Source organism: Cellulomonas sp. GbtcB1 (genome assembly GCF_019091725.1).
Lineage (GTDB): Bacteria > Actinomycetota > Actinomycetes > Actinomycetales > Cellulomonadaceae > Cellulomonas.
In genome coordinates this window covers 53,848-76,308 of the sequence record NZ_JAGXJG010000009.1, presented here as the reverse complement: position 1 = coordinate 76,308, position 22,461 = coordinate 53,848, and the positions used below count along the sequence as shown (strand labels likewise).

At 70.7% G+C, this 22,461-nt stretch carries 18 protein-coding genes; 9 read left to right on the top strand and 9 right to left on the bottom strand.

The genetic code is table 11. The features are described 5' to 3' along the window. Nucleotides 1-235 precede the first annotated feature (235 nt). Together KVT14_RS05305 and KVT14_RS05300 are read left to right on the top strand one after the other, a co-directional pair. A complete protein-coding gene (locus KVT14_RS05305) occupies nt 236-2,134 on the top strand; it encodes a beta-glucoside-specific PTS transporter subunit IIABC (protein WP_217614715.1) in 1,899 nt (632 codons plus the stop codon). An 80-nt stretch (nt 2,135-2,214) separates the two neighbouring features. Beyond that, nucleotides 2,215-3,069: a CAT RNA binding domain-containing protein gene (locus KVT14_RS05300; RefSeq protein ID WP_217614714.1), complete on the top strand. Its 855-nt coding sequence runs from the start codon at nt 2,215-2,217 to the stop codon at nt 3,067-3,069. A 99-nt stretch (nt 3,070-3,168) separates the two neighbouring features. On the opposite strand, the gene KVT14_RS05295 is transcribed toward KVT14_RS05300, so the two are convergent. The 5 genes from KVT14_RS05295 to KVT14_RS05275 all read right to left on the bottom strand — a co-directional run bounded on the left by KVT14_RS05295 (nt 3,169) and on the right by KVT14_RS05275 (nt 8,636). Next, entirely contained in the window at nt 3,169-4,023 is an 855-nt protein-coding gene (locus KVT14_RS05295; protein ID WP_217614713.1) for a hypothetical protein, read from the bottom strand. Between the two features lie 23 nt (nt 4,024-4,046). Continuing rightward, the gene (locus tag KVT14_RS05290; protein ID WP_217614712.1) at nt 4,047-4,241 is read right to left on the bottom strand and encodes a hypothetical protein; all 195 of its coding nucleotides are present in this window, start codon (nt 4,239-4,241) and stop codon (nt 4,047-4,049) included. Between the two features lie 173 nt (nt 4,242-4,414). Then, the gene (locus KVT14_RS05285) at nt 4,415-6,829 is read right to left on the bottom strand and encodes a hypothetical protein (RefSeq protein WP_217614711.1); all 2,415 of its coding nucleotides are present in this window, start codon (nt 6,827-6,829) and stop codon (nt 4,415-4,417) included. 227 nt (nt 6,830-7,056) lie between these two features. Further along, nucleotides 7,057-7,680: a DUF47 family protein gene (locus KVT14_RS05280; RefSeq protein ID WP_217614710.1), complete on the bottom strand. Its 624-nt coding sequence runs from the start codon at nt 7,678-7,680 to the stop codon at nt 7,057-7,059. Beyond that, entirely contained in the window at nt 7,677-8,636 is a 960-nt protein-coding gene (locus KVT14_RS05275) for an inorganic phosphate transporter (RefSeq protein ID WP_217614709.1), read from the bottom strand. Before KVT14_RS05275 ends, KVT14_RS05280 begins: the two co-directional genes overlap by 4 nt. A 225-nt stretch (nt 8,637-8,861) precedes the next feature. Here KVT14_RS05275 and KVT14_RS05270 point away from each other — a divergent pair, with 225 nt between their 5' ends. The 5 genes from KVT14_RS05270 to KVT14_RS05250 all read left to right on the top strand — a co-directional run bounded on the left by KVT14_RS05270 (nt 8,862) and on the right by KVT14_RS05250 (nt 13,753). Then, nucleotides 8,862-9,779: a carbohydrate ABC transporter permease gene (locus tag KVT14_RS05270; protein WP_217614708.1), complete on the top strand. Its 918-nt coding sequence runs from the start codon at nt 8,862-8,864 to the stop codon at nt 9,777-9,779. Further along, nucleotides 9,779-10,597 (top strand): carbohydrate ABC transporter permease, encoded by an 819-nt coding sequence (locus KVT14_RS05265; protein ID WP_147795638.1) that lies wholly within the window; start codon nt 9,779-9,781, stop codon nt 10,595-10,597. Before KVT14_RS05270 ends, KVT14_RS05265 begins: the two co-directional genes overlap by 1 nt. After that, nucleotides 10,594-11,958, top strand: coding sequence for an ABC transporter substrate-binding protein (locus KVT14_RS05260; RefSeq protein WP_217614707.1), 1,365 nt, complete (start codon nt 10,594-10,596; stop codon nt 11,956-11,958). The genes KVT14_RS05265 and KVT14_RS05260 overlap by 4 nt, the downstream gene beginning before the upstream one ends. A 93-nt stretch (nt 11,959-12,051) precedes the next feature. Beyond that, nucleotides 12,052-12,678, top strand: a complete 627-nt coding sequence (locus KVT14_RS05255; RefSeq protein ID WP_217614706.1) for a 2'-5' RNA ligase family protein — start codon at nt 12,052-12,054, stop codon at nt 12,676-12,678. Between the two features lie 52 nt (nt 12,679-12,730). Next, a complete protein-coding gene (locus tag KVT14_RS05250) occupies nt 12,731-13,753 on the top strand; it encodes a LacI family DNA-binding transcriptional regulator (RefSeq protein WP_217614705.1) in 1,023 nt (340 codons plus the stop codon). Between the two features lie 40 nt (nt 13,754-13,793). Here KVT14_RS05250 and KVT14_RS05245 read toward each other — a convergent pair whose 3' ends face one another. After that, the gene (locus tag KVT14_RS05245) at nt 13,794-16,226 is read right to left on the bottom strand and encodes a glycerophosphodiester phosphodiesterase family protein (protein ID WP_217614704.1); all 2,433 of its coding nucleotides are present in this window, start codon (nt 16,224-16,226) and stop codon (nt 13,794-13,796) included. A 402-nt stretch (nt 16,227-16,628) separates the two neighbouring features. Between KVT14_RS05245 and KVT14_RS05240 the strand changes: the two genes are divergently transcribed. Both KVT14_RS05240 and KVT14_RS05235 read left to right on the top strand, forming a co-directional pair. Beyond that, a complete protein-coding gene (locus tag KVT14_RS05240; RefSeq protein ID WP_217614703.1) occupies nt 16,629-17,240 on the top strand; it encodes a hypothetical protein in 612 nt (203 codons plus the stop codon). A gap of 86 nt (nt 17,241-17,326) precedes the next feature. Further along, the gene (locus KVT14_RS05235; RefSeq protein WP_217614702.1) at nt 17,327-18,004 is read left to right on the top strand and encodes a hypothetical protein; all 678 of its coding nucleotides are present in this window, start codon (nt 17,327-17,329) and stop codon (nt 18,002-18,004) included. Between the two features lie 46 nt (nt 18,005-18,050). Here the strand turns inward: KVT14_RS05235 and KVT14_RS05230 are convergent, their stop codons facing one another. From KVT14_RS05230 to KVT14_RS05220, 3 genes are read right to left on the bottom strand one after another with little or no spacing between them, the layout of a single operon-like run. Continuing rightward, complete coding sequence (locus tag KVT14_RS05230; protein WP_256447955.1) at nt 18,051-20,129, bottom strand: DEAD/DEAH box helicase; 2,079 nt, start codon at nt 20,127-20,129, stop codon at nt 18,051-18,053. A gap of 3 nt (nt 20,130-20,132) precedes the next feature. Beyond that, complete coding sequence (gene brxD / locus KVT14_RS05225; protein WP_217614700.1) at nt 20,133-21,467, bottom strand: BREX system ATP-binding protein BrxD; 1,335 nt, start codon at nt 21,465-21,467, stop codon at nt 20,133-20,135. Then, entirely contained in the window at nt 21,464-22,456 is a 993-nt protein-coding gene (locus KVT14_RS05220; RefSeq protein ID WP_217614699.1) for a hypothetical protein, read from the bottom strand. Before KVT14_RS05220 ends, brxD begins: the two co-directional genes overlap by 4 nt. Between the last annotated feature and the right edge of the window lie 5 nt (nt 22,457-22,461).

Sequence of the window (22,461 nt, the reverse complement as noted above, 5' to 3'; positions counted from 1 at the left end):
GCGCTACTCATCAGTCTGTGGACACCCGGTGTTGACAGGCGCTCAAGCGGCGCTGCTAGGTTCGCCGCAGTCGCCGCTCGACGGCGGCTCGTGCAGGTCCGGGGTTGTTACTGGCGACAGGCAAAACCCGAGCCGAGGCTGACCGGAGCATTCTTCCCGCCTGCCACCGGCTCGGGTTTTTTCGTGCCCGAAATCGCCCCGACGTTGCGCGCTGCGACCGGTTCGAGGAGGAATCGTGGCAACGGCCAGCAAGTACCAGACGATCGCGGACGACGTCCTGCGCGCCGTCGGCGGAGTCGAGAACGTCGTCTCCGTGACGCACTGCGCCACCCGGCTGAGGTTCCGCCTCAGAGACCGCGAGCGCGCCGACAAGGCCGCGGTCGAGGCGACCCGCGGCGTCATCACCGTCGTCGAGGCCGGCGGGCAGTTCCAGGTGGTCATCGGCAACACGGTCAACAGCGTGTTCGAGGCCGTCGCCGCCAGCGGCGTCGCGACGGAGGCGGCCTCGTCCGGCGGGTTCCTCGCGCGGGCCATCGACCTCGTGACGAGCATCTTCACGCCGTTCCTCTGGGTGCTCGCCGGGACGGGCCTGATCAAGGCGTTCCTCGCCGTCGGCGCGCGGATCTCCCCCGAGTGGGGCGAGTCCTCCACCTACGCGATCTGGTTCACCGCGGCCGACGCGATCTTCCAGTTCCTGCCGATCCTGCTCGCGATGACCGCGGCCAAGCGGTTCAAGGCGAACCTCTACACGTCGGTGGCGATCGCCTGCGCGCTCATCTACTCGGCGACGCTCCCGGTGATCCCCGGCGCGGACGGCGCCGAGGTGACGCTCGACGCCTTCGCGGCGGGTGGCGGCGAGCTCACGTTCCTCGGCATCCCGGTCGTCATGATCAGCTACCTGTCCGCGGTGATCCCGACGATCCTCGCGGTCTACGCCCAGTCCCACCTGGAGCGGCTGCTCGCCCGGTTCGTGCCCGACGCGCTGCGGAACTTCGTCACCCCGATGATCACGCTGGCCGTCATCGTCCCGGTCACGTTCCTCGCGATCGGACCGGTGTCCGACATCGTCGGCCGCGGGCTGTCGAGCGGCATCAACACGATGTGGGACCTGAGCCCGGCGGTCGGCGGCGCGCTCATGGGTGCGCTGTGGCAGGTGTTCGTCATCTTCGGCGTCCACTGGGGCCTGACGCCGGTGATGCTGCAGGACATGGTCACGCAGGGGTACTCGCTGCTGACCGGACCCCTGTTCCCCGCCGTCCTCGCCCAGGCCGGTGCCGCGGCCGCCGTGCTGATCAAGACGCGCAACCGCGACCTCAAGGGCGTGGCCGGACCCGCGACGATCTCGGCGTTCCTCGCCGGCATCACCGAGCCCGCGATCTACGGCGTCACGCTCCGGCTGAAGAAGCCGTTCATCTACGCGTGCATCGGCGGCGCCGTCGGCGGCTCGATCGCCGCGGCGGGCGGGTCCGCGGCCGAGGGCTTCATCCTGCCGGGCGCGATCACGGTGACCGCGACGATGGGCATCGGCAACTTCACGATGCAGCTGATCGGCACGGGGCTGGCGATCGTCATCGCGTTCGCGCTGACGATGACGCTCGGGTTCACCGACATCCCGAACCCGCCCTCCGCCGAGTCCCCGAAGCCGTCGGACGCGGCCGGCACCGGTCGCGGGGTCGCGACCGCGCTCCGGACGCGGGTCGTGCTGGCACCGGTCGCCGGGCGGGCGATCGCGCTCGACGCGGTGCCGGACGCGGTGTTCTCGTCCGGCGCGCTCGGGGCGGGCGCCGCCGTGGTGCCGACGTCGGGACGCGTGGTCGCACCGGTCGACGGCGAGGTGCTCACCGTCCTCCCGCACGCGTACGGGCTGCGGACCGTCGACGGTGTCGAGGTGCTCGTGCACGTCGGCCTCGACACCGTCCGGATGGCGGGTGAGGGGTTCGCCCCGGCGGTCACGCCCGGGTCGCAGGTGGTCGCCGGTGAGCTGCTGGGCGAGTTCGACCTCGCCGCCGTCGTGGCTGCCGGCTACGACCCCAGCACGGTCGTCGTGGTCACGCAGTCGCCGGACGGGGTCGCCGTGACGGCGGCCGGCCACGGCTCGGTCAGCGAGGCCGACGCGCTGCTGCGGATCGGATGAGCCGACGAGCCGACGGCCCGGGTGGCGATGGTGACCCGCCACCCGGGCTTCCCGGGAACGGACCGCGTCGAGGGGAACGCATGCGCGTGGTGCGGGTCTTCAACAACAACGTCCTGCTCGCCCACGACGGCGCCGGAGCGGAGGTCGTGCTGATGGGCCGAGGCCTCGGGTTCCAGGCCCGGCCCGGCGACGCCGTCCGGGAGGACGACGTCGAGCGCACGTTCGTCGCCGGCGGGTCGACCACGCCCGAGCACATCGCGGCGCTGCTCGAGGACATCCCCCCGTCGGACCTCGACCTGGCGCAGCGGATCGTCGACGAGGCGCGGGTCGAGCTCGGGCCGCACATCACCGCGCACGTGCTGATGCCGCTCGCGGACCACCTCTCGTACGCACTGCGCAGAGCGCGCGCGGGGACGGAGATCGCGTACCCGCTGCAGTGGGAGGTGCTGCACCTGTACCCGCGGGAGGTGGCGTTCGCGCGGCGGTGCCTCGCGATGGTGGCGTCTTCGACCGGGGTCCGGCCGCCCGACCTGGAGGCGGTGCCGTTGGCGCTGCACTTCGTGAACGCGCAGCTCGGGGGCGGGGACGGCGGGGAGATGGCGCGGACCTTCGAGATGACCGAGTCGTTCGCGGCGGCGCTCGGGATCGTGCGGGCGCTGCACGGGTGCGTGCTGGACGAGGAGTCGCTGGAGGTGGCGCGGTTCGTGACGCACCTGCGGTACCTGTTCGTGCGGCAGGCGCGGGGGGAGGCGGTGCCCGGCCGGGGTTCGGGGGTGGCGCTGCGGGAGGCGGTGCGGGGGGAGCATCCGCGGGCTCTCGACTCGGCGGTGGCCATCGCCGGGCTGCTGCGGGGGCGGTTCGGGTGGGAGGTGGGTGGGGAGGAGGAGGTGTATCTGGCGCTGCACGTGGCGCGGTTGGCGGGTGGGGTGGGGTGAGCGGGCCAGGGCGCGCGTGAGGTTCATGGTCGGCCCGAGCTCGCACGGCGGGGCGTCCGTCGGGGGTGACGGGCCGCGAACGCTCGAGCGGCGGAGGCTCTACGCGCCGTCCGCGGTGCGATCGTCCGCATCCCTGAGTGCCGGTTCGAGGGCCGCCAGCAGTGCAGTGGCCTGCTCCTCCCGCACCGCGCCGGGATCAGGCCCGAGCTCGATCCACCACCGACCACCGGGAACCTGGTAGACGGTGCCCCGCACGGTCTCCAGCGACCCAGGCCCGCCGATCGCCGCCACATGCCCGGGACCGAGGAGGGTGCCCCAGCCGACGCCCCAGAGCCAGCGCGAGAAGTCGCGGTGGGCCGCCAGCAAGTCGCGTTCGCGCTCGATCCGGCTACGGTCGTCCGTCGGGCTGCTGTCCTCGGCCGCCACGTACCCCGTGTCCGCGCCGATCGTCTCGGCGGCGAACGCCAACCACCCGCGCAGCGGACCGGCCAGCCAGTCGAGCCGGTCTCCCCCGCCGTACAGCGCCCACCTCGACATCGTCGTGCGCACCCGCAGCCCACCGGACGGTTCGGCACCACCCGGGATCCGCGAGGGGAAGGTGGCCCGGACCTCGGCGACGTACATGCGGGGGTCGTACCGCTCGGGGTCCGGGTCCGCGAGATAGGCCTCGCGCATCACGGTCGACTGCGCCGTCAGCGTCACCGACTCGGGGTCGCCGGCGGCGAATCGGGCGGCGACGCGTTCCCAGTTCAGGCCGTCCGTCGTCAGGTGCGCCCGGCCGGACTCCAGGTCGTCGCCGCGGACCACCACGGTGGTGCTCCACGACAGCTCGATCCCGACGGCTCGGCTCACCAGCTCGTCGACGCCCCTGCGGAGCGTCTCGAGGACGCGGCCCCAGTCGGGTGCCGCTCGCACGCCGACGCCGGCCACGACCGTCTCGTGCGTCGACGTCACGTTCACACCTCTCCTCGGTCGGGTCAGAACCCGAGCGCCACGGTTCCGGTGAGGATGCCCCACCCCCAGCTGATCGAGCCAGCACCCCCGCCGATCGTGACGGGGTCGTCGGCGATCCCCGCTCCCCCGGTGACGACGTCTTCGGCCAGGGTCGCGATGATCAGGGCAGCACCACCGATGATCGGGCCGAGCCAGCCAGGCAGCTCCCACCCGGGCACAGGAGCCCGCTCAGGAGCCTGGAGGCGAACCTCGTGGGCGGTGCGGTGCCGGCAGGGTTCGACGTGCGGGCGCGGGCGCACGCTCACACCTGCATCGCGGCTCAGTGTGGCAGCGATGTCCCGTCCCTCGTGATCTAGGCGACCCGAGCACCCGCGACCGGGCTAGTCGACCCTCACGCCTTTCCCGCCCGGTCATGCTTACCGCTGAAGGTGTCACTCTCGTCCATCGACTTAACTCGAGTCCGACGGCGCCGGTCCGGGAATCCCGCCCACATGTCAAGGTAGCGACTCCGAAGCCTACGAGTGAAACGTAGAACTTCGGTCGGCTCACCCACCGCTGCCGAACGAATCAAATAGGCAGGTTCATGAATCGAAGGCAGACCCATCCAGTCGAATCGCGTCGGCCTAGAGAACGTGTGTTCAAAGCTCCGCGGGCCCGCGAAGTCATGCAGACTCCTACCCCACTCGTCTCGACTTACACCAGTAGGCCAGAAAAGGATACGGCAGAAACCCAACGCTTCGATCCGGGTGACCGCGCGACGGGTCGCCTCCAATGCAGCCTCCAGCTTGGCAATATCGGGGGGCGTTCTGCGGTAGTGGGCGTAGTCATTGCGAACCAGGTTGACGTCAGCGGCCGTCATCGTAGTAGTGATGTCACGCAAACCCTCGAGTATCCGCGCCTGGCTCGGTGGCGTGAGGTCGAGAAAAGCGGCCGTGGACCTCAATCGAAACTCCTTTATGCGCGTCTTGCCGTCAAACTCCGGGATCTCCGCGGCAGGCCGGCGATAGGAATCCGAATCTCGAACCACTTCCTCGAGTCGGCGGGCCAGCGCACTGAACCCGCCGATGAGGTTTCCGAGATCGACGCGGTCGGACTCGTAATTCGCGGTTCCCGCGGGGCTTGCGGCGAAAGAACCTAGGAGTTGCAGCCCTCCTCGGCGATCGAGGTCGTCGTCGTAGCTGAACGGCGCGTTCGCCATGACGTGATCCGAAAGCAGAGCCCACGACGTGAAAGCCAGAGAGTCCAAGAGGAGACCCTCGAGGCTGTTGAAATAGGGGCTCGCCGCCTCAAGAAACCGGTCTGACGCGCCAATTTCGGAGGACTGCGCTAGCGCCCAAAGGCGCTCGTGGTACGCCCAGAAGTTGCGGTGCGGATCCTCGTCAACGAGCACCGGGAAGCCCAGCTTCCATAGCAGCGTGTCAACAAGGACGTCGTCCGGCATCGATTCGCCACCCTCAATACCCACTTCCTCACAGGCTGCGACCATGTTTGTCTTGCGCGCCAGCACGAGCCGCTCTAGGACCGCCTTAGGGGATCGCTCCTGGAAGAAGTGCTCGAGGCGCTCGTCGATGTCGGTAACGTCGATTCCGCGAAGCTGCCACTCGAGCTCCTCGACATCCGTGCTCAGGTCGCGTACGTACAGGGCGTCGAGCAGGCGCCGCTCACGCAGCAACGCGAACCCCGGCTCATCGGAAACAAAGCGAACACCGTGGCTGGACAACTCCGCTCGAAGCCCGAACGCGCCGGAACGCATGCCCGCCGTCGTGATAGGGCGACGCACCTCTCCGGGCGGCACCAGAATCGCTCTCCGCTGCACGAGTCGGTCGAGGGCGGTCGCAATACTTCTCTCGGAGGAAAAGAGGATCAACTGTAGGATCTGCGCTCGATCTAGCCCGGAGACCGCTTCTTCCGCCGAGGCCACACGGACGAAGCCACTAATCGCCTTCCTCAGACTCCCGCCTTTCTCGTTGAGCAGCTCAGTTAGGAGTGTTTGCAACTCCTCCAGGTCTAGCGCATCGCCCACGAGCGGGATGTGGCAGCCGGAAGCCTGATCTCCGTAGTAAGCCCGAGCGCTACCGCTCGCCTCTCCAGCAAATGCCCACCACTCTGCGGGGTCTCCTTCGAAGGTGCGGAGCAACTGCTCGAGCTTGTCGCGGTCTCGATTCACTGGTGCGCTGGAACTTGTTTCCAGTTGCACGGGGTGGAGCGTCCGGCATCCAGCGCGGGAGCAATGAAAAGCGGGCACGCGACGCGTCGCCTGCAGGTTTCGCGACGTTGGGGCCCGCCGCAAGCCGTATGGACCAGTGGTGAAGAACCCGTACTGGAAGACCCCTACCGGGAGATCGTCTAGCACAGTTAGTGTCTCGTCGGTGGACAGCAGGTCCTTCTCGTCTTCGAACAATTGGGCGTACCGGTCGTAGAACTGACGTCCGAAGATCATCGGGAGTCGAATGCGTCCGTCGAGGATCTCGGCGTCGATCGCCGCCGCGAGCGCGTCGGGGTCAGTCTTTTCGACGTCGATGAACAACTCGTCGTGACCGAGCGCCAACGCGCACATCAGCTTGGCTTCCTTCGGACCGACACTGTTCTTGCGAGCCAGCCTTGTGCGCACGGCCGTTCCAGCATCACTCAACACGATCGCGTTGCCGAGTGCATCGGAGATCGTGTACTTGTCTCCGATGATGCAAGTGGCGAGCAGCTCGACGAGATCACAGATCTCGGCGTACCTCTCTCTCCATGCAGCATCCGGGTATGCGGTCTTGAGATCTTCCGCCGTTCGGTGCGCCATTGCTCCCAGCTCGCTCACTAGACCGGCGATGTCATGCTGCGAAGCGGGCTGGCATATGCGGCATCGCTCAGCCCGCCGGTGCTCGGATGCTAGCTCGCGAGCGCTGACCGTAGGTAGGCCTCTCGTTCGAGTCACCCAAGCGGACGAGCCTCTGGCGCCGGTCTCGACTCCTGGAGATATCCGCCCCGCTCGCGGTCAAAGCGACGCGACACGCACACCGCGCGGACCATGGGTCGTGGGTGCCCTCACGTCCCCCGCTTGATCGCCGCGGTCGCGAGGTGGTCCGCAGCCTCCGACAACCGCAGCCCCACGATGTCCAGCCGCCGCAGCACCTCCCGCCGCCGCAGCGTCGACGCGGTGAGCGGCTCGGCGAGCAGCGCCGCCATCGCCAGCTGGTACTGCCCCCGCACCGGCGCCTTCTTCGCCGCGAGCGCCGCCACCGACACCCGCCGCACGTCCCGCCGCAGGCACTCCGTCGCCGCCCGCAGTGCCCGGACCCCGACCCGGATCTCCTCCAGCACACCCACCCACGACGGCGCCGGCCGCACCCCGTACAGGTCGACCTCCCGCACGAAGTCCCGCAGGTTGTCGAGCACGTCGTCGACCGCCCGCGAGTACGTGAACAGGTCCTCCCTGTCGAGGTACGACGTCAGCGCGCGGGTCAGCGACTCGACGACGTGCGCCCGCCACGCGTCGCCCTCGTGCTCGACGGCCGCCACCTCCTCGCGCGCGGCGCTCGCCGGCACCGATCCCCGCGCCAGCCGCAGCGCCACGTCGCAGGCCTGCTCGGTCGCGCGCAGCTGCCCGACGAGCCCGTCGACCAGGTCGTCCCGCGCCGCGCCCGAGATGCCGCGCGCCAACCGCCTCATCCGGCGACGAGCCCGGCGCCCCACGCGACGCAGCCCGCCACCACGACGCTCGCGGGCACCGTCAGCGCCCAGGCCAGTGCGACCCTCCCGGCGTACTCCCATCGGACCTTCCCTCTCCCTCGTGCGAGACCGGCGCCCACGAGGGAGCCGGAGAGCGTCTGCGCCATGCCGACGGGGCTGCCGACCCCGGAGCTGGCGAGCATGACGACGGCCGTCGTCGTCTGCGTGGTCACGGCGTCGAGACCGCGGACGGCGAGGATGCCGCGGTTGACGGTGCGCTCCATCCGTCCGAGCCCGACAGCCGCGCCGAGCGTGAACAGCCCGCCGCAGAGCAGCAGCTGCCAGAGCACCGGGTCGACCGCGGCCGCGCCCGGAGCGGACGCCACCGCCACGATCGCGAGCAGCTTCTGCGCGTCGTTCGACCCGAAGGCGAGGCACAGCAGGCCGTAGGACCCGACGTGCCAGCGCCGCACGGCGCCGGGCGACACCCGCCACGCGGCCGACAGCCGATGCAGCGCGGCCGCGAGCGCCAGCCCGACGAACGGCGCGACCGCCACCAGCGCCAGCACCCGCCCGATCGCGGACCACCCCATCGCCTGCCCGGCACCGAGCCCGCCGCCGGCGATCCCGGCGATCAGCGCGAGCGTCAGGCTGGTCGGCTGGCCCCAGCGGCTCAGCGCCCCGGTCACCACCAGCGCGGCGACGACGGCGGCCAGGAACACGACCCGGTCGGCGCGCGGGTCGCCGCCGGACGGCACGAGCTCGTGCGCGACGGTGCTCGCCACCGCGGTGCCCAGCACCAGGGGTGCGACGGCGACCGCCGACCCCAGCGCGACGAGCGCCAGCCAGGGCCGGCCGCCGTGCACGCGCAGGCTCGTCGCCGCGATCGTCGCGCCCGCGTTGGAGCCGTAGACGAGCGCGAGCACGCCCGCGGCGACCAGCAGCGCTGCCTGCACCGTGACCTCCTCGTGACATTTGCGTACGCGCTCTCGCAAACGTCAGCGGAGCGCTATCGGATGTTGTCACATGCTACTCATCAGTGTACGGTCCGGAGCAAGCCGATCCGAATGCACCGGCGTTTACCGCCGATTGCCCGGATGTCCGCTTCGACCCTGTTTGGGTGGACCGCAAAGCATTTGTGACTCCGCATTGCCGCGGAGACGGGACGACTCGGAGGATCCATGCAGCACGTCGTCGCGACCCGGTCCCCCAGGGGGCGCTCCGGGTCACGCAGCAGACCGCGGGCCTGGGCGTACTGGGCGCTCGCGCCCACCGTCGTGGCGCTGCTCGCGTTCAACTACTGGCCGCTCCTGCGGACGACCGTGCTGTCGTTCCAGAGCTCCGACCTGTTCGGCCGGCCGTCGGGCTTCGTCGGCGCGGACAACTACGCGAGCATGCTCGGCTCGCCGGACTTCCGGCGCACGCTGCTCGTCACGTCGCTGTTCGTCGTGCTGACGGTCGCGGGCAAGCTGCTGGTCGGGCTGGCGCTCGCCGTGCCCCTGTCCCGGCGGCTGCGCGGCACCGCGTTCTCCCGCGCGACGGTGCTGATCCCGATGGCCGTGTCCGCGGCCGTCGCCGGCCTCGCGTTCCGCGCGCTGATGAGCCCGACGTACGGGCTGCTCGACCAGATCGCCATCGCCCTGACCGGCCGGCCCGCGGGCTGGCTCACCGAGCCGACGATGGCCCTGGTGTCGATCGTGGTCGTCGACGTGTGGATCTCGATCGGGTTCGTGACCCTGCTGCTCATCGCCGCGATCGACGCGATCCCGGTCGACGTCGAGGAGGCGGCCGCGCTCGACGGGGCCGGCCGGATGCGGCTGCTGCGGTCCGTCACCGTCCCGCTGATCACGCCGACGCTGTTCTTCATCGTCGTCACGCAGTCGGTCCAGGCGATGCGCGAGTTCACGATCATCCAGGTGGTCACGGGCGGCGGTCCCGCGCGGGCCACGCAGACGCTGGTCTTCGACATCTGGGCCAAGGCGTTCGGCGGCACCGCCGACTACGGCGCGGCGTCAGCCCGCGGGATCATCCTGCTGCTCGTCATCGCGGTCCTCACCGCCGTGCAGTTCGGGGTCCTCGAGCGGCGGGTGAACTACTGATGCGCGCCCACCTGGCCCGCGGGGCCGTCATCGCCTACCTCGCCGTCGCCGCCCTGCTCGTGGCGCTGCCCGTCCTCTACGTCGTGTTCGCCGCGCTCCGCCCGGGGCAGGCGCTCACCGGGACGTTCCGGGACGTGCTGCCGACCGGGTTCTCGCTGGAGAACTTCACGGCCGCGCTCGGCCGGGCGCCGATCCTGCGGCAGATGGTGAACTCCGGCGTCGTCACGCTCGCGCAGACGGCCGCGCAGGTGCTCACCGCGCTGCTCGCGGCGTACGCGCTGGTGTTCGGCCGGCTGCGCCGACCCAACCTCGTGTTCGCGTTCATCCTGCTCACGATGATGATCCCGGGCGAGACCATCCTCGTCGCGAACTACCTGACCATCCGGTCGCTCGGGCTGTTCGACACCGTCGTCGCCGTCTTCCTGCCGTTCCTGGTCTCCGCCTACAACGTCTTCCTGCTCCGGCAGACGTTCCTGTCGTTCCCGAAGGAGATCGAGGAGGCGGCCGTCGTCGACGGCGTCCGCCCGATGCGGTTCCTGTTCGGGTTCCTCGTGCCGCTCTGCCGGCCGACGGTCGTCACCGTGACGCTCATGGCCGCGATCGCGGCGTGGAACGGCTACCTGTGGCCGCTCGTGGTGTCCGAGACCCCGGCGTCGAGAACCGTCCAGGTCGGCATCAAGATCCTCACCGACGAATCCGGCACCGACCTCGGTGCTTCGCTCGCCGGTGTGACCATCGCCGCCATTCCCACCATCGTCCTCGTGCTCCTCGGACAGCGATTCCTGGCCAAGGGCCTCACGCAGGGCGCCGTCAAATGAGGAAGGGATTCACCACCATGCGAGAAATCAGGAAGCGCGGGGTCGTCGGTGCCCTCGCAGTGGGCGCCCTGGCGCTGTCCGCGTGCGGGTCGTCCGACGAGCCGTCCACGTCCGACCCGACCGGGGACACCGGCAGCGGCGGGGCGGTGACCCTCGACTTCTGGTACTCGGTGTCGGGCGTGCCGGCCGACACCCTGACCGCGCTCGTCGACGAGTTCAACGACGCCCACGACGACATCACGGTGAACGCCGTCTTCCAGGGCAGCTACGTCGACTCGATGGCCAAGCTGACCAACGCGGTGCAGTCCGGCGACCTGCCGGACGTCATCCAGGGCGGCGACACGTTCTCGACCTACCTGCACGACACCGGGCTCACGATCGCGCCCGGCGAGGTCGCGGCCGTCGACGGGACCGTGTTCGACGGCGAGGACCTGGTGCCGGTGCTCGCGAACTACTACACGTTCGACGGCGTGCTGTCCTCGGTGCCGATCATGGTGTCCCAGCCGGTCGTGCTCTACAACGCCGCCCTGCTGGAGGAGGCGGGCGTCGACCCGGCGCAGGTGCCGTCGAGCATCACCGACCTGTTCGACGTCGCCGCCGAGGTGCACGCCGCGACCGGCACCGCCGGGCTCACGGTGTTCCTCGACCCGTGGTGGTCCGAGCAGTTCAGCGCCTCGGAGGGGCTGACGTACTGCACGCCCGACAACGGTGTGGGCTCCGACCCGGCGGACGCGTTCGTCCTCACCAGCGACACCCAGATCGGCATCTGGGAGCACCTGCAGTCCCTGGTCGGCAGCGGCGCGATGCTCAACACCGGCACGGACGGCAGCGCGTCGCTCACCGCGTTCGCCTCCGAGCAGGCCGCGATCATGATCCAGTCCTCGCGGATCTTCGGCGACGCCGAGCGGGCCGCCGAGTTCGAGTTCGGCACCTGGCCGCTCCCGGTCGGCAGCCCCGACGGCGGGGCCGTCCCCGGCGGCAACTCCGTGTGGCTGATCGACGAGGGCCGGTCCGCCGACCAGCTCGCCGCCGCGGCGACGTTCGTCCAGTACCTGGCGTCGCCCGAGATCCAGGCGCGGATCTTCGTCGAGACCGGCTACCTGCCGACCTCGCAGGAGGCGCTCGACTCGCTGCAGGGCGAGGTGACGGACGTGCAGCAGGTCGCGCTCGACCAGCTCGCCCGCACCACCGACTCCGTCCCCAGCGCCGGCTGCCACACCGGCGCGATGAACGAGGCCCGGGAGGCGGTGAAGAGCGCCGTCGAGGCCGTCGTCGGCGGCGCCGACGTCCGGGCGACCTGGGAGGACGCGGAGGCCCGCGGCAACGCGGCCATCGCCGACTACCTCGACCGGCTCGGCTGACCACCCGAGTACCTGACCGCCGTGGGCCCGGGCGTCCGACTCCCCCGGCCCGGGCCCACGGCCCCACTCCCTGCGAGAGCGAAGCGAGCACCCATGAGCGAGCCCGTCTACGGCGTCTTCCTGATCCCCGACCCGGCGACCTCCGCGGCCGTCACCAGCATCACCCTGAGCGTCGAGCGGCAGTTCGGGTTCGTGTCCGCCGGCCGGTTCCCGCCGCACGCGACGCTCGCCGGGTCCGTGCCGATCCGGGCCGCGGTGCCGGACATCGTCGCCGCGCTCGACCCGGTGCTGCGCGACCGGCCCGGGTTCGCGGTGCACCACTCCGGGATCGTCCGGCACGGCGCGGCCGTCACCTACGACGTCGACCGGCTGCCCGACGGCACCCGGAATCTCGCGCTCGCCGAGCTCGCGGCGGACGTCAACGCCGCGCTGGCGCCGCTCGCGCACGCCATCGACGCGCTTCTCGTCTCGCCGTTCCGGCCCGGCCTGTTCCGCGCGCACATCTCGCTCGCCTCGCACGAGATGAATACCCAGCCGGAGCTCGCCGACCAGGTCGAGGCCTTCGTCCGCGCCGTCCCGGCGCCGGCCGTGCCGGCGTCGTTCCCGGCCTCGCTCGTCGGGCTGTACGAGTTCCGCTCCGCCGGCTGGACCGGGCACTGGTGGGAGACGCTGACCTGGCGCCACCTGCGCACCTGGCGGCTCGCCGACCCGCGGCGCTGAGTGCCGGCCCGCGCGGGTCCCCCGCCGGCGACCTCGCCCTAGCATGGGCGCCGTGAGCAGCACCTCGGGCGGGCCGGCCGCGCGCCGCCCGTTCACCGAGGCCGACCTCGCGGTTCGGCTCGGCGTCTCCCGGGCGACGGTGTCCCGGGCCCTGCACGGCACCGGCCGCGTCTCGCTCCCCACCCGCCGGCGAGTGCTCGAGATGGCCGAGCGCATGGGGTACGTGCCCAACGTGATGGCCAGCGAGCTCGCCGCCGGCCGTACCCGCACCGTCGGGCTGCTGCTTCGCGACTCGTACAACCCCGCCTACGGCCTGCTGCACGCGCGGCTGCAGTCCGAGGCGCACCGCGTCGGCATCGAGGTCCTCACCGTCACCGCGACCGGCGACGTCGGCGCGTCCCGGCAGATCGCCGGGCTGACCCGGCTGCTCGGGATGCGGGTGAGCGGGCTGATCGTCGCGACCGGCGACGTGCCGTCGGAGCGGCTGCTGCCGTTCCGGGAGGCGGTGCCGATGATCCGCGCCGGGCGGCCGGAGTCCGACCCGGAGATCCACGCCGTCACCTACGACGAGGAGCACCACGCGGCTCTGATCGTGTCGCACGTGCTCGAGCGGGGGCACCGGAGCGTGGCCGTGCTGACGCCGTCGCGGGAGGTGTCGCTGCCGGAGTCCGTGCGGGCGACGGCGATGGCGCGGCTCGCGCTGGCCGGCGGGGCGTCGGTGTCGGCGGTGTCGGTGCACCGGAACTCGGACGGGATCGCCGAGGCGCTCGGGCTCGTCGAGGCCGGCGAGGTGTCGGCGGTGCTGTGCCCGACCGACCTGCGAGCGCTGGAGGTGCTGCGGGCGGCGCGCTCGCGCGGGCTGTCGGTGCCCGGGGACGTGTCGGTGACCGGGTGCGACGGGGTACTGCCGGGGCTGGACCTGATCGGGCTGACCTCGGTGCGGCTGCCCGTGGAGGAGCTGGCGACGCGGGTCGTGGGGCATCTCGTCGGGCTGATGCGGGAGGCGCCGGCGGACCCGGTCCACGAGTCGCTGCGCGGCGAGCTCGTGGACCGGGGGTCGGTGGGGTCGGTCTAGGACGGCGCCCCGGGGCCGGGGCGCGCGTGGCCCGTCGGGCTCAGGGAGCGGCGCGGTTGCTGCCCGCGTCGAGGACGTAGCCGATGCGCACCGAGTGCGGGCTGGTCCCGCCGATCGTCCTGGTCTGCCGGACGCCGAACTCGGACCCCCAGTCGTCGAGCGGCAGGGTCCCGGCCGACAGCGACATGTCGGGCAGGACCCGGCGGCCCCAGACGTCGGTGCGGATGGCCAGCGGGCGGGCGCCGGCGATGATGTCGTTCGACAGCGGGATGGTCGCGTTGGGGGCCACCTGCACCCGGTCCGAGCGGCCGAGGGCGAAGATCCGCCGGGTCTCGGTCAGGTCGCCGGTGTCGCAGCTCGTCCCCGCCGCGGGCGGCCCGGACGAGAACCCGCAGATGCCGCCGTACAGCTGCCAGGTGTCGTTGCTGAGCAGCGTCGCGGTGAGGTCGCGGGCCACGGCCCACTGCCGGGACACCGTGTACAGCACGTTCAGCCGGGTGCCGTCGGCCAGGCGCATCTCCCGCACGTGCCGGCCGTCGCGGACATGCTCGGGCAGCTCGATGAGCAGGTCCGCGCCGTCGAAGTTGCCGCTCGGGCCCAGGCTCCACCGCCACGACGCCTGGATGTAGACGTGCGCCGTGCCGTAGACGGCGGCCCCGGCGCGCTGCGGCATCGACCGGGAGTCGAACGAGATCGTGTGATCGCGCATCGTCGCCGGGACCCCGCTGCTGCGGCGCTCCGTGTAGGCCAAGGTGCCGGAGACGTGCCACCGGCTGCTCTCGCTCACCGGCCGGATCGTCACCTGCACGTACTTGAGCAGCGACGGGATCCGCCGCGACTCCGGGTGGATGAGGGAGTTCATCTCCAGGTCGGGGCGGTTCGGCCGGACCCGGTTGTCGCCGGTGTCGAGCTTCTTGCCGCGGGTCGAGAAGTAGGAGTCGATGCTGTCGGTGTCGTCGGCCGTCAGGAACGTGGCGCCGATGTCCTCCAGCCAGGGCAGCAGGATCCGCTGGTCGTTCTGCTCGGGGTCGCGGTCCTGCGTCGTCGAGCCGTCGATCCGGTCGCGCAGCGCGTAGCAGCAGCGGGAGTCGTTGTTGAAGTACGCCTCCCGCGGCGTCACCGGCACCGTGCTCTTCCCGGCGTCGGCGTTGGGCAGCACCTGGTTCCACGTGAACGTCCGAGGGTCGCGGAACATGACCCAGTCCGGGATCGGGACGAACTGGCCGAGCGGCTTGCCGTGCCGCTTCACGATCTCGGCCGCGGCGGCCATCGTCCCCGGCGGCGCCGTCGCGTTCCCCGCCGGCGCGTAGTACTGGACGTTGCTGAACGTCGGTGCCTGCGCCGGGCCCTGCTTCAGGGTGAGGTGGCTGTAGGCGGTGGAGTCCTTCATCGTCACCTCGACGGAGAGGACGCGCTGCGCGGCGGTCGTCTGCGCCCAGGTCGCCACGATGCCGTCCTGGTACGTGCCGCTGCCGCCGATCTGCCGGGCGATCTGCCGGGACGTCATCACCTGGCTCAGCGGGAGCTTGGGGATCCCGGTGACGCGGAGGGCGCGGGTCTGCCAGTCGTTGAAGGACGCCCACGCCGACATCCGGAACTTGAACACCACCCGGTCGAACATGTTCGCCTCGGGGTACCGGTGGTGGAAGCTGGTCAGCGCCTCGACGGCGGCGAGGATCTCGTTCTGCGACTGGGCCACGTTGGTCGAGGTGTTCTTGATCTCGACGTACAGCAGCGACCGGCCGCCGACGCGGCGGTAGTGGTCGAGGAACTGCTCGAAGCTCGGGACCTTGACGCCGGCCTGCGGCTGGCGCGCGATGTTGAGCAGGTCCTTCTGCTGGAGCTGGGCCCAGGTCGTGCTCGCGAGGGCCGGGTTGGGGCCGGTGTTCTGCTCGGGGTTGTAGGTCGGCTCGAGCATCTTGCCGAGGTGGGTGTCGTGGAACATCACCAGGACGCCGTCCGAGGTGCGGCGCAGGTCGGTCTCGACCCCGGCGCGGCAGCGGAGGTACGACTGCTCGAACGCCGGGAGGCTGTTCTCCGGGGTGCGGGCGTCGAAGTCGCCGCGGTGGCGGACCGTCGTGAACTGCTGGCGGCCGCCGAGGTTCTGGAGGGTGCTGAGGATCTCGGCGGAGGTCTTGGTGCACTCGCGGTCGATCTGGTTCGCGACGTCGGTGGCGGAGCGGCCGGACTGCTCGAGTGCGATGGGCTGGGCCGGTTCCGCGGCTCCCTCGGTGAGCGGAGAAGGGACGACGTCCGGGTCCGCGGGCGGGGCCGGGTCGACGATCGGGTCGTCGGGGGCCGTGGCGGGCGGCAGGACGCCATCGGCCTCCTGCTCGACCGTGGTGCTGGTTGAGGCGCTGGGGTCCGGAGCCGGTGGGGCGGTCGCGGCGACCGCGCCGGTGCTCAGGAGTGCGAGGACGACCGCGAGTGCGAGCGGTGACCGCGGGCGTCGGCGGGCGGGGTGCGGGTGCATGGCGTGCTCCTCGGGTGGGAGACGTCTGCCCGTCCGGTGCGCCGGGCGCGCGAGGCGCCGCGGTGTGGCGGACGGTCCACGCCATACCGATCGGGCTCCGTGACCCCTCGAACCGGGTCGCTTCGCCGTTCTCCCGAGGCCCCCCATGGCCGCGGAACCGCGGCGCCCCGCTGCGGCGGGCGGGGTGCTGCGGTGCAGGGACGCGCGGGTGCGCGTCCTCTGTCGACGCTAGCGGTGGGTGGGTGCTGTGAGAAGGCTGTGGCGCGAGGTGCTACTCATTCGGCGCGGGTCCGCAGCCTGCCGGAGCACGCAATCCGGCCTTGGGTGGTCCGCGCGGCGTCGATCCTGGGTCGGGCAGGCTCGAAGAGCCGAGGCGCCGAGCGACGCGTGGAGGTGCGATCCGTGGCAGAGGTGACCGCTCCCCCACCCCGGGGGCTGCCCGCCGCCCGCGTCGTCAGCGTGGTCCTCGGCCCCGTGCCCACGGCGGTGCTGACGTTCGTGGTGGCTCTTCGCCTGTTCGGCGTCCCCCACCCCGGCGTGGCGGCGCCGGCGGCCGCGTGCGTCGGGGCCGCGCTCGGCGTCGTGCTCGCGGTGCGCGCGCTCCGCGGGCCCGGGTCCGTCGCGCGCCGCGAGACCCTCGTGCTCGTCCTGGTCGCCCAAGTGGTGTGCTTCGCCGTCCTCTGGTGGACGGACATCCCGCCGACCGTGGTCATGGGGTTCGTCCACCTCGGGCTCGCCGGGGTGACCGTCCTGATCGCGCCGTTCATCCGGCTGTGGGGGCACGGGTTCGTCCTCGGTGCGCTCGTCGGGGTCGGACGCATGCTCGACCTGGCGCCGGCCCCGGTGTGGCTGGTCGCGTCGCTCGCGGTCATCGCGCTCGCCTTCGCGCACCTCGCGCTCGGCAAGCAGTCACCGGGGCGCGCGATCATCAGCCCGCTACTCGGGTTCGTCGCCGGGTGCGTCGGAGGGATCGTCGGCCTGCTCGTCGCGATGGTCATCTGGAGCGCCGGGTGACCGGCGTCGGGTCCGTTCCGGACCGGCCTGCCGGGCGCCGCCTGCCCGGGGGTCGTCGCTCGCCGCGGCGGCGGACGTTGCTGCGCGTGGCCGCGGCCGTCATCGTGCTGGCGGTGACCGCCGCGGTGTGGTCCGCGGTCGCCCGGGCCGAGAAGGACCGGACCGAGCGGCAGATCGCCACCGTCCACGACCTGCTGCGCGGGGACGACTACACGATGTACGAGCAGCGGCCCGGTCCAGAGAGCTGGCTGTCGATGTTCCGGCCCAACGTCGGGCGGTGGGGGTGGTTCGCCACGTCCCGGTCGGTCGACGACCTGCTGCGCGACATCCGTTCGGCGGCCGGGGCGGCGTCGCTCGACGAGCCGTACTGCGTCGGTCCTGAGCAGACACGACGCGAGGACGGGACCGCCGTCGTCCGGGTCCCGGAGTACATCCACGCCTGCGACCTCACCCTCGGCGGCAAGCCGTTCGGCTCGATCGAGCTCGACCCGTACGACGAGTTCAACACCACCTACGTGACGTTCGGTATGGGGCCTGATGCCGACGTCTTGTACCTGCGTGAACAGGTGGAGCACGAGGGCGACGAACCGTGGACGCCAGAACCCGTCGGGGCGGTCACGGCTGCCGACGTCGTGCGGGGGTCTCTCCGCGCCGACGTGCTCCTGGCGTTCGTGGTGGCGGTCGGGTCCAGCACTGCGATGGCCGGTGCGGTCATCCTGGTCCGCCGACGTTGGGGCCGGGCGACGGCCGCGGCTGGGGACTAGGGGCCATGGACGGCGCCGTCCGGCGCTGGGGTCCTCGCGGCGGCGATCAGCGGCTCCTCTCGGGCACCCGCGCGCCGGAAGCCACCGCCGCGGCCCCAACGCGATCTGCGAACCGCTCTGCGAGAGTGGCCGCCGCGAGCGGCTTGGGTAGCGCCGCGGAGAACTTCAGCCGATCGACCATCTCCACGGGTACATCGGGCGCGACACCGTCGAAGGCGACGCTGCCTAGCCGTCCGAGATCCGCCGCCGCTGGCAAGACGACGACGTCGTTGCTGGAGCGCCCGCCGACCTCGCCCATGCCCGCACGCAAGGTCTCGTTCGCCTTGAGCCCGGCCCAGGTCCACAGGGAAAGGTCCTTCCCGGACCGCGCGACGACTAGTCCGTCGACGCGCACCTGATCCGCCCGCGTCTCGCGGACCAGCCTCAGTTGATCAACCGCTCGCCGGGACAGCGGCACGTCCGGTGTCTCGCCAAGCAGCACGTCGCGCTGCGCCCGCATCATCTCGAACGACAGCGCCACGGCGTCGCTGTGCCAACGGACATCACCTTTGTGTCCGGCCGGACTCACTAGGACCTCGAACCGATCCCAGTTGATCCGCTCCACGTGCCAGGCACGACCGTTCATGAGGATCGGCTTGGCGTCGAGCTTCTCCTCACCCTCGCGGGGGAGTGCGAGCGGCGAGATGAACCCGACCTCCTTGTTGCCCGCGACGACCCGGAGCTCCTTCTCGGCGTCGAACGAGCTCAACAGATCCATGAAGTGACGGCGTCCGAACGCCTTCTCGGCAGCCGGGCCGATCATGAGCAGCCCGCCGTCCTCCACGAGGAAGTGCTCGGCACGGAGGAACTCGAGCACCTCGTCACCGTCGTCCATCAGCGCGAGGTCACCCCACCAGTCTCTCCAGGTGCTCGCACCGTATGCGCCTTCCTGAAGAGCGAGCGCAAGCAGTTGTTGGGCGGTCAGGTGTCGAGGATGACGCGGAGGCACGATGGGCTCGACGAAGCCGCGTCGCCAGAGCACCAGCAAGCCGGCCGCCTCGAGGAACGTCTCCGGGCTTGTGGCCAGGAACAGCGCGTTTCGCCGGGAACTCAGCCTGCGTCCGGTCCGTCCCAGTCGTTGGAGGAACGATGCGACGGTGCGGGGCGCGTCGATCTGGATGACCCGGTCGAGGTCACCGATGTCGATGCCGAGCTCCAACGTCGACGTGGCGACGATGACGGTGTTCTGTGCTTCTGCGAAAGCCTCCTCGGACCGCCGCCGTTCCTCGGCCGAGAGCGAGGAGTGAGACACGAAGGTCTGGACCCCGAGGTCGCGCAGCTCGAACGCCAGTTGTTCGCTGACGCGCCGCGACTCGCAGAACACGAGTCGCTTCTCGCCTCGATGAAGCGACGAGATCACCTTCGCAGCGTTGGCGACTGACCCGACATAGTCCAGCAGCACCTCTGGCTCGGCTGCCGCGCCGCCGGCCTCTTCCGAGACCACCCTCAGCTCACGGGTGGTGGTCTCGCCGCCCTGCAGCCACCGACCTATCTCCTCGGGGTTGCCGACCGTTGCGGACAAGCCAATCCGCTGGATCGGCCGCTTCGCGAGTCGCTCGAGCCGGGCGAGCACGCCCAGTAGGTGCCACCCACGGTCGGAGGCGGCGAAGGCGTGCAACTCGTCGACGACGATCGCGCGCAGCCCCGAGAAGAGACGGACGTGGTCAACCCGCCGCGAGACCAGCATCGCCTCGAGCGACTCAGGCGTGGTCAGCAGGACATCGGGCGGGTCGGCGAGGATGCGCGTGCGTTCGGTGTCTCCGACGTCTCCGTGCCAAAGCCCCACCCGCCGGCCGAGCCAGTCCCCGTACTTCGTAACCCGTGGGTACAGGTTGTTCAGCAACGCCCGCAGGGGCGTGACGTAGAGGACCGACAGCCCCTTCCACTCCTCCTGGACCATCGAGGACAGCAGAGGAAAGAGCGCAGCTTCGGTCTTCCCACCGGCGGTCGGCGCGATCAGCACGCAATCTGCACCCATACGCACCGGCGCCACCGCGTCAGCTTGCAGCGGGCGCAGGCTTGCCCAACCCAGCGAGTTCACAACGTGGTACTCGATGGCCTCATCGAGCCCAGAGGGGTTAGTCATCGTTCAGAAGCCGAGGTCGACGTCGTCGACGCTGGATGCAGCACGAAGGTCCCCGCGGGACCGCGCCTCGCGTTCGACGTCGGTCAGCTCCGACACGCTCACCGTCAGCCGGTAGTCCCGACGCGGATCGAAGTCGGGAAACTGGTCCACGCGATCCAGCACATCAGCCACGAGCTTCTTGAGGAAGACGCGCGGGGCCACTCCGGTCTTGCCTCCGAGCTCCCCGCCGACCGCTGCCGCGAGGTCGGCGACGTAGCGGTCATCGGCGACCTCATGGATGCGCACGCCGTTCGGCGAGTTGTCTGCGTAGATGTCGCGGACGCGCGAGCCCAGCTCGACCAGCGACTCGGGGGTGAAACCAGTCAGGCGGATCTGCGTCGCCCGAGGGTTGTCGAACCGCGGGTCGGCCGTGAAGTCGGTCTGCAGTCGCTGAGCGAGCGGGGGCAGCCGCTGGACCCCCTGCTGCCCGTCGTAGAATGCCGGCGGGCCCGTCATGACGAGATACAGCCCGGGGAAGCGACCGGCGTCGGCCTCGTCCATGAGCTGGCGCTGGGCGGAGAGCGACTTCTCGCGCACGTCAGATCGCATGCGCTGCAGCGTCTCGCCCTCGTCGAGCACGAGCACGAGTCCGGCGAAGTCGGAGTCGCGCAGCACGGTGAGCAGACCCTGGAGGAACCCCAGGGCTCCGAAGTGGTCGAGCTCCCCCCGGACCCCAGCGGCCCGGCGCGCGGACGCTGCCACGTTGGGTTGACCGCCGAGCCAGGCAAGGAGCGCGTCCGCCTCCGCATGGCGTCCGTCGGCGGTCATCTGCCGGTGCGCGCGCAACGCCATGGCGAACGACGGCGCCTCCTTGGACACCGCGGCGAGCCTCTTCTCCAGCAGCTCGTCGGTGCGCCGGTCGAGGTCGCCGGATGCGCCGGACGCGAGCGCGTCCTGTCCCAGCACGTAGAACCAGCCGTTGACGACATCCCCGAACGCGCCGGACGACACCCCCGGTGCGGACAGACTCTCGATGATCCGCCGGTACACCTTCTCCAGCTTGTAGAGCGGGGTCTCGGTCTCGGAGATCTGCACTTCAGCCGTGGCGAAATTCATCCTCTTCGCCCGCTCCGTCAGCCACCGCGAGAAGAAGGTCTTGCCGGACCCGTACTCGCCGCGGACGGCTTTGAACTGGGCTCCGCCGTCCTTCACCGACTCCAGCTCGGCGTCGATCGCGGTCTCGAACCGTCTGAGCCCTACCGCCATGACATCGAGCCCTTGCTGGGGGACCGTGCCTCGTCGGAGCGCATCGATGATCTCCCGGCGTCGCCGAGGGCTGATCGAAGCGGTGGTGGTCACGGACGATCCCCTTCGGTGACGGCACGGATCACGAGCCCGAACTGCTGCTCGAGCAGATTCTCCTCGAGCGCGACGATCCCTCCGTCACGAACCGCGAGCGTGTCGTAGCCGTCGATGTTCAGCAACCGCCGAAGAGGCGGCAGCATGGGCCTCAGCCCTCCCGGCTGCAGCCGTGCCTCTCGCTCGACGCTCGCGATCGACCCGGTCCCCCCGATGCGGCTGAGGGCATCGAGGACATCGCGCACAACCTCGTCGGGGATGGACGCCCGTCCTGCGCGCGCCTTCTGTTCGAGGTAGACCCCGGACTGGAGCAGCTCGTCGATCCAGGACATGTGGGGAACCTCAGACGGGAGCGACCGTTCGCGCCTCGGGAGGCCGAGGTCAGCGAGGCGAACGACGTCGGCGTGCGACCGGACGAGGAACTGCTCGAGGTCCGCAGAGATGTCGCCCACGATGACTGCCGCACGCTGGTACGCATAGGGCGCGGATCTGAGGTCGCGCTCGACGTCCGCGAACGTCAACGTCTTCTCGTTCGTGAAGTCGACGAGGTACCAGTTCCCGCCTGCGTACGGTCGGTCGTCTCGGGCGAGCACACGCCGCTGGGCAGTCGATCCCTCGATGCTGAGGTCGTCGACCTTCACCAGGTGTGCGCGGGCGATGAAACGATCGATCGGGTCGGTCGACTCAGGTCCCGACGTCGCGAGCGAGTCGTGTCGGGGAGCGGTGCTGGGCTCCGCGACGGTCTCGGACCCCGACGCAGGGAACGTCCTGCCGAGGATCGCGCGAAGTTCTGCCGCCCCCGTTGCTCCGATCTGGAAGGTCTGGCTGACCTTGGGCTGACTCTGACGTTGATCTGAGCCGAGGGTCGAGAGCTGCAGGATCCGCGACCCCTCGGTGTCGACGAAGTCGAAGTACAGGCAGTCCACATCGGTCGAGTGTCGAGTTCCGTGCCCTTTGACCTCGTGGCGAAACGCGCGGATCACCGCCACGGCGC

What these genes read in the sequence shown, in the direction of transcription:
- KVT14_RS05300 (WP_217614714.1), top strand. Translation starts at nt 2,215, where the DNA reads ATGCGCGTGGTGCGGGTCTTCAACAACAACGTCCTGCTCGCCCACGAC.
- KVT14_RS05280 (WP_217614710.1), bottom strand. Translation starts at nt 7,680, where the DNA reads ATGAGGCGGTTGGCGCGCGGCATCTCGGGCGCGGCGCGGGACGACCTG.
- KVT14_RS05270 (WP_217614708.1), top strand. Translation starts at nt 8,862, where the DNA reads ATGCAGCACGTCGTCGCGACCCGGTCCCCCAGGGGGCGCTCCGGGTCA.
- KVT14_RS05265 (WP_147795638.1), top strand. Translation starts at nt 9,779, where the DNA reads ATGCGCGCCCACCTGGCCCGCGGGGCCGTCATCGCCTACCTCGCCGTC.
- KVT14_RS05260 (WP_217614707.1), top strand. Translation starts at nt 10,594, where the DNA reads ATGAGGAAGGGATTCACCACCATGCGAGAAATCAGGAAGCGCGGGGTC.
- KVT14_RS05255 (WP_217614706.1), top strand. Translation starts at nt 12,052, where the DNA reads ATGAGCGAGCCCGTCTACGGCGTCTTCCTGATCCCCGACCCGGCGACC.
- KVT14_RS05245 (WP_217614704.1), bottom strand. Translation starts at nt 16,226, where the DNA reads ATGCACCCGCACCCCGCCCGCCGACGCCCGCGGTCACCGCTCGCACTC.
- KVT14_RS05230 (WP_256447955.1), bottom strand. Translation starts at nt 20,129, where the DNA reads ATGACTAACCCCTCTGGGCTCGATGAGGCCATCGAGTACCACGTTGTG.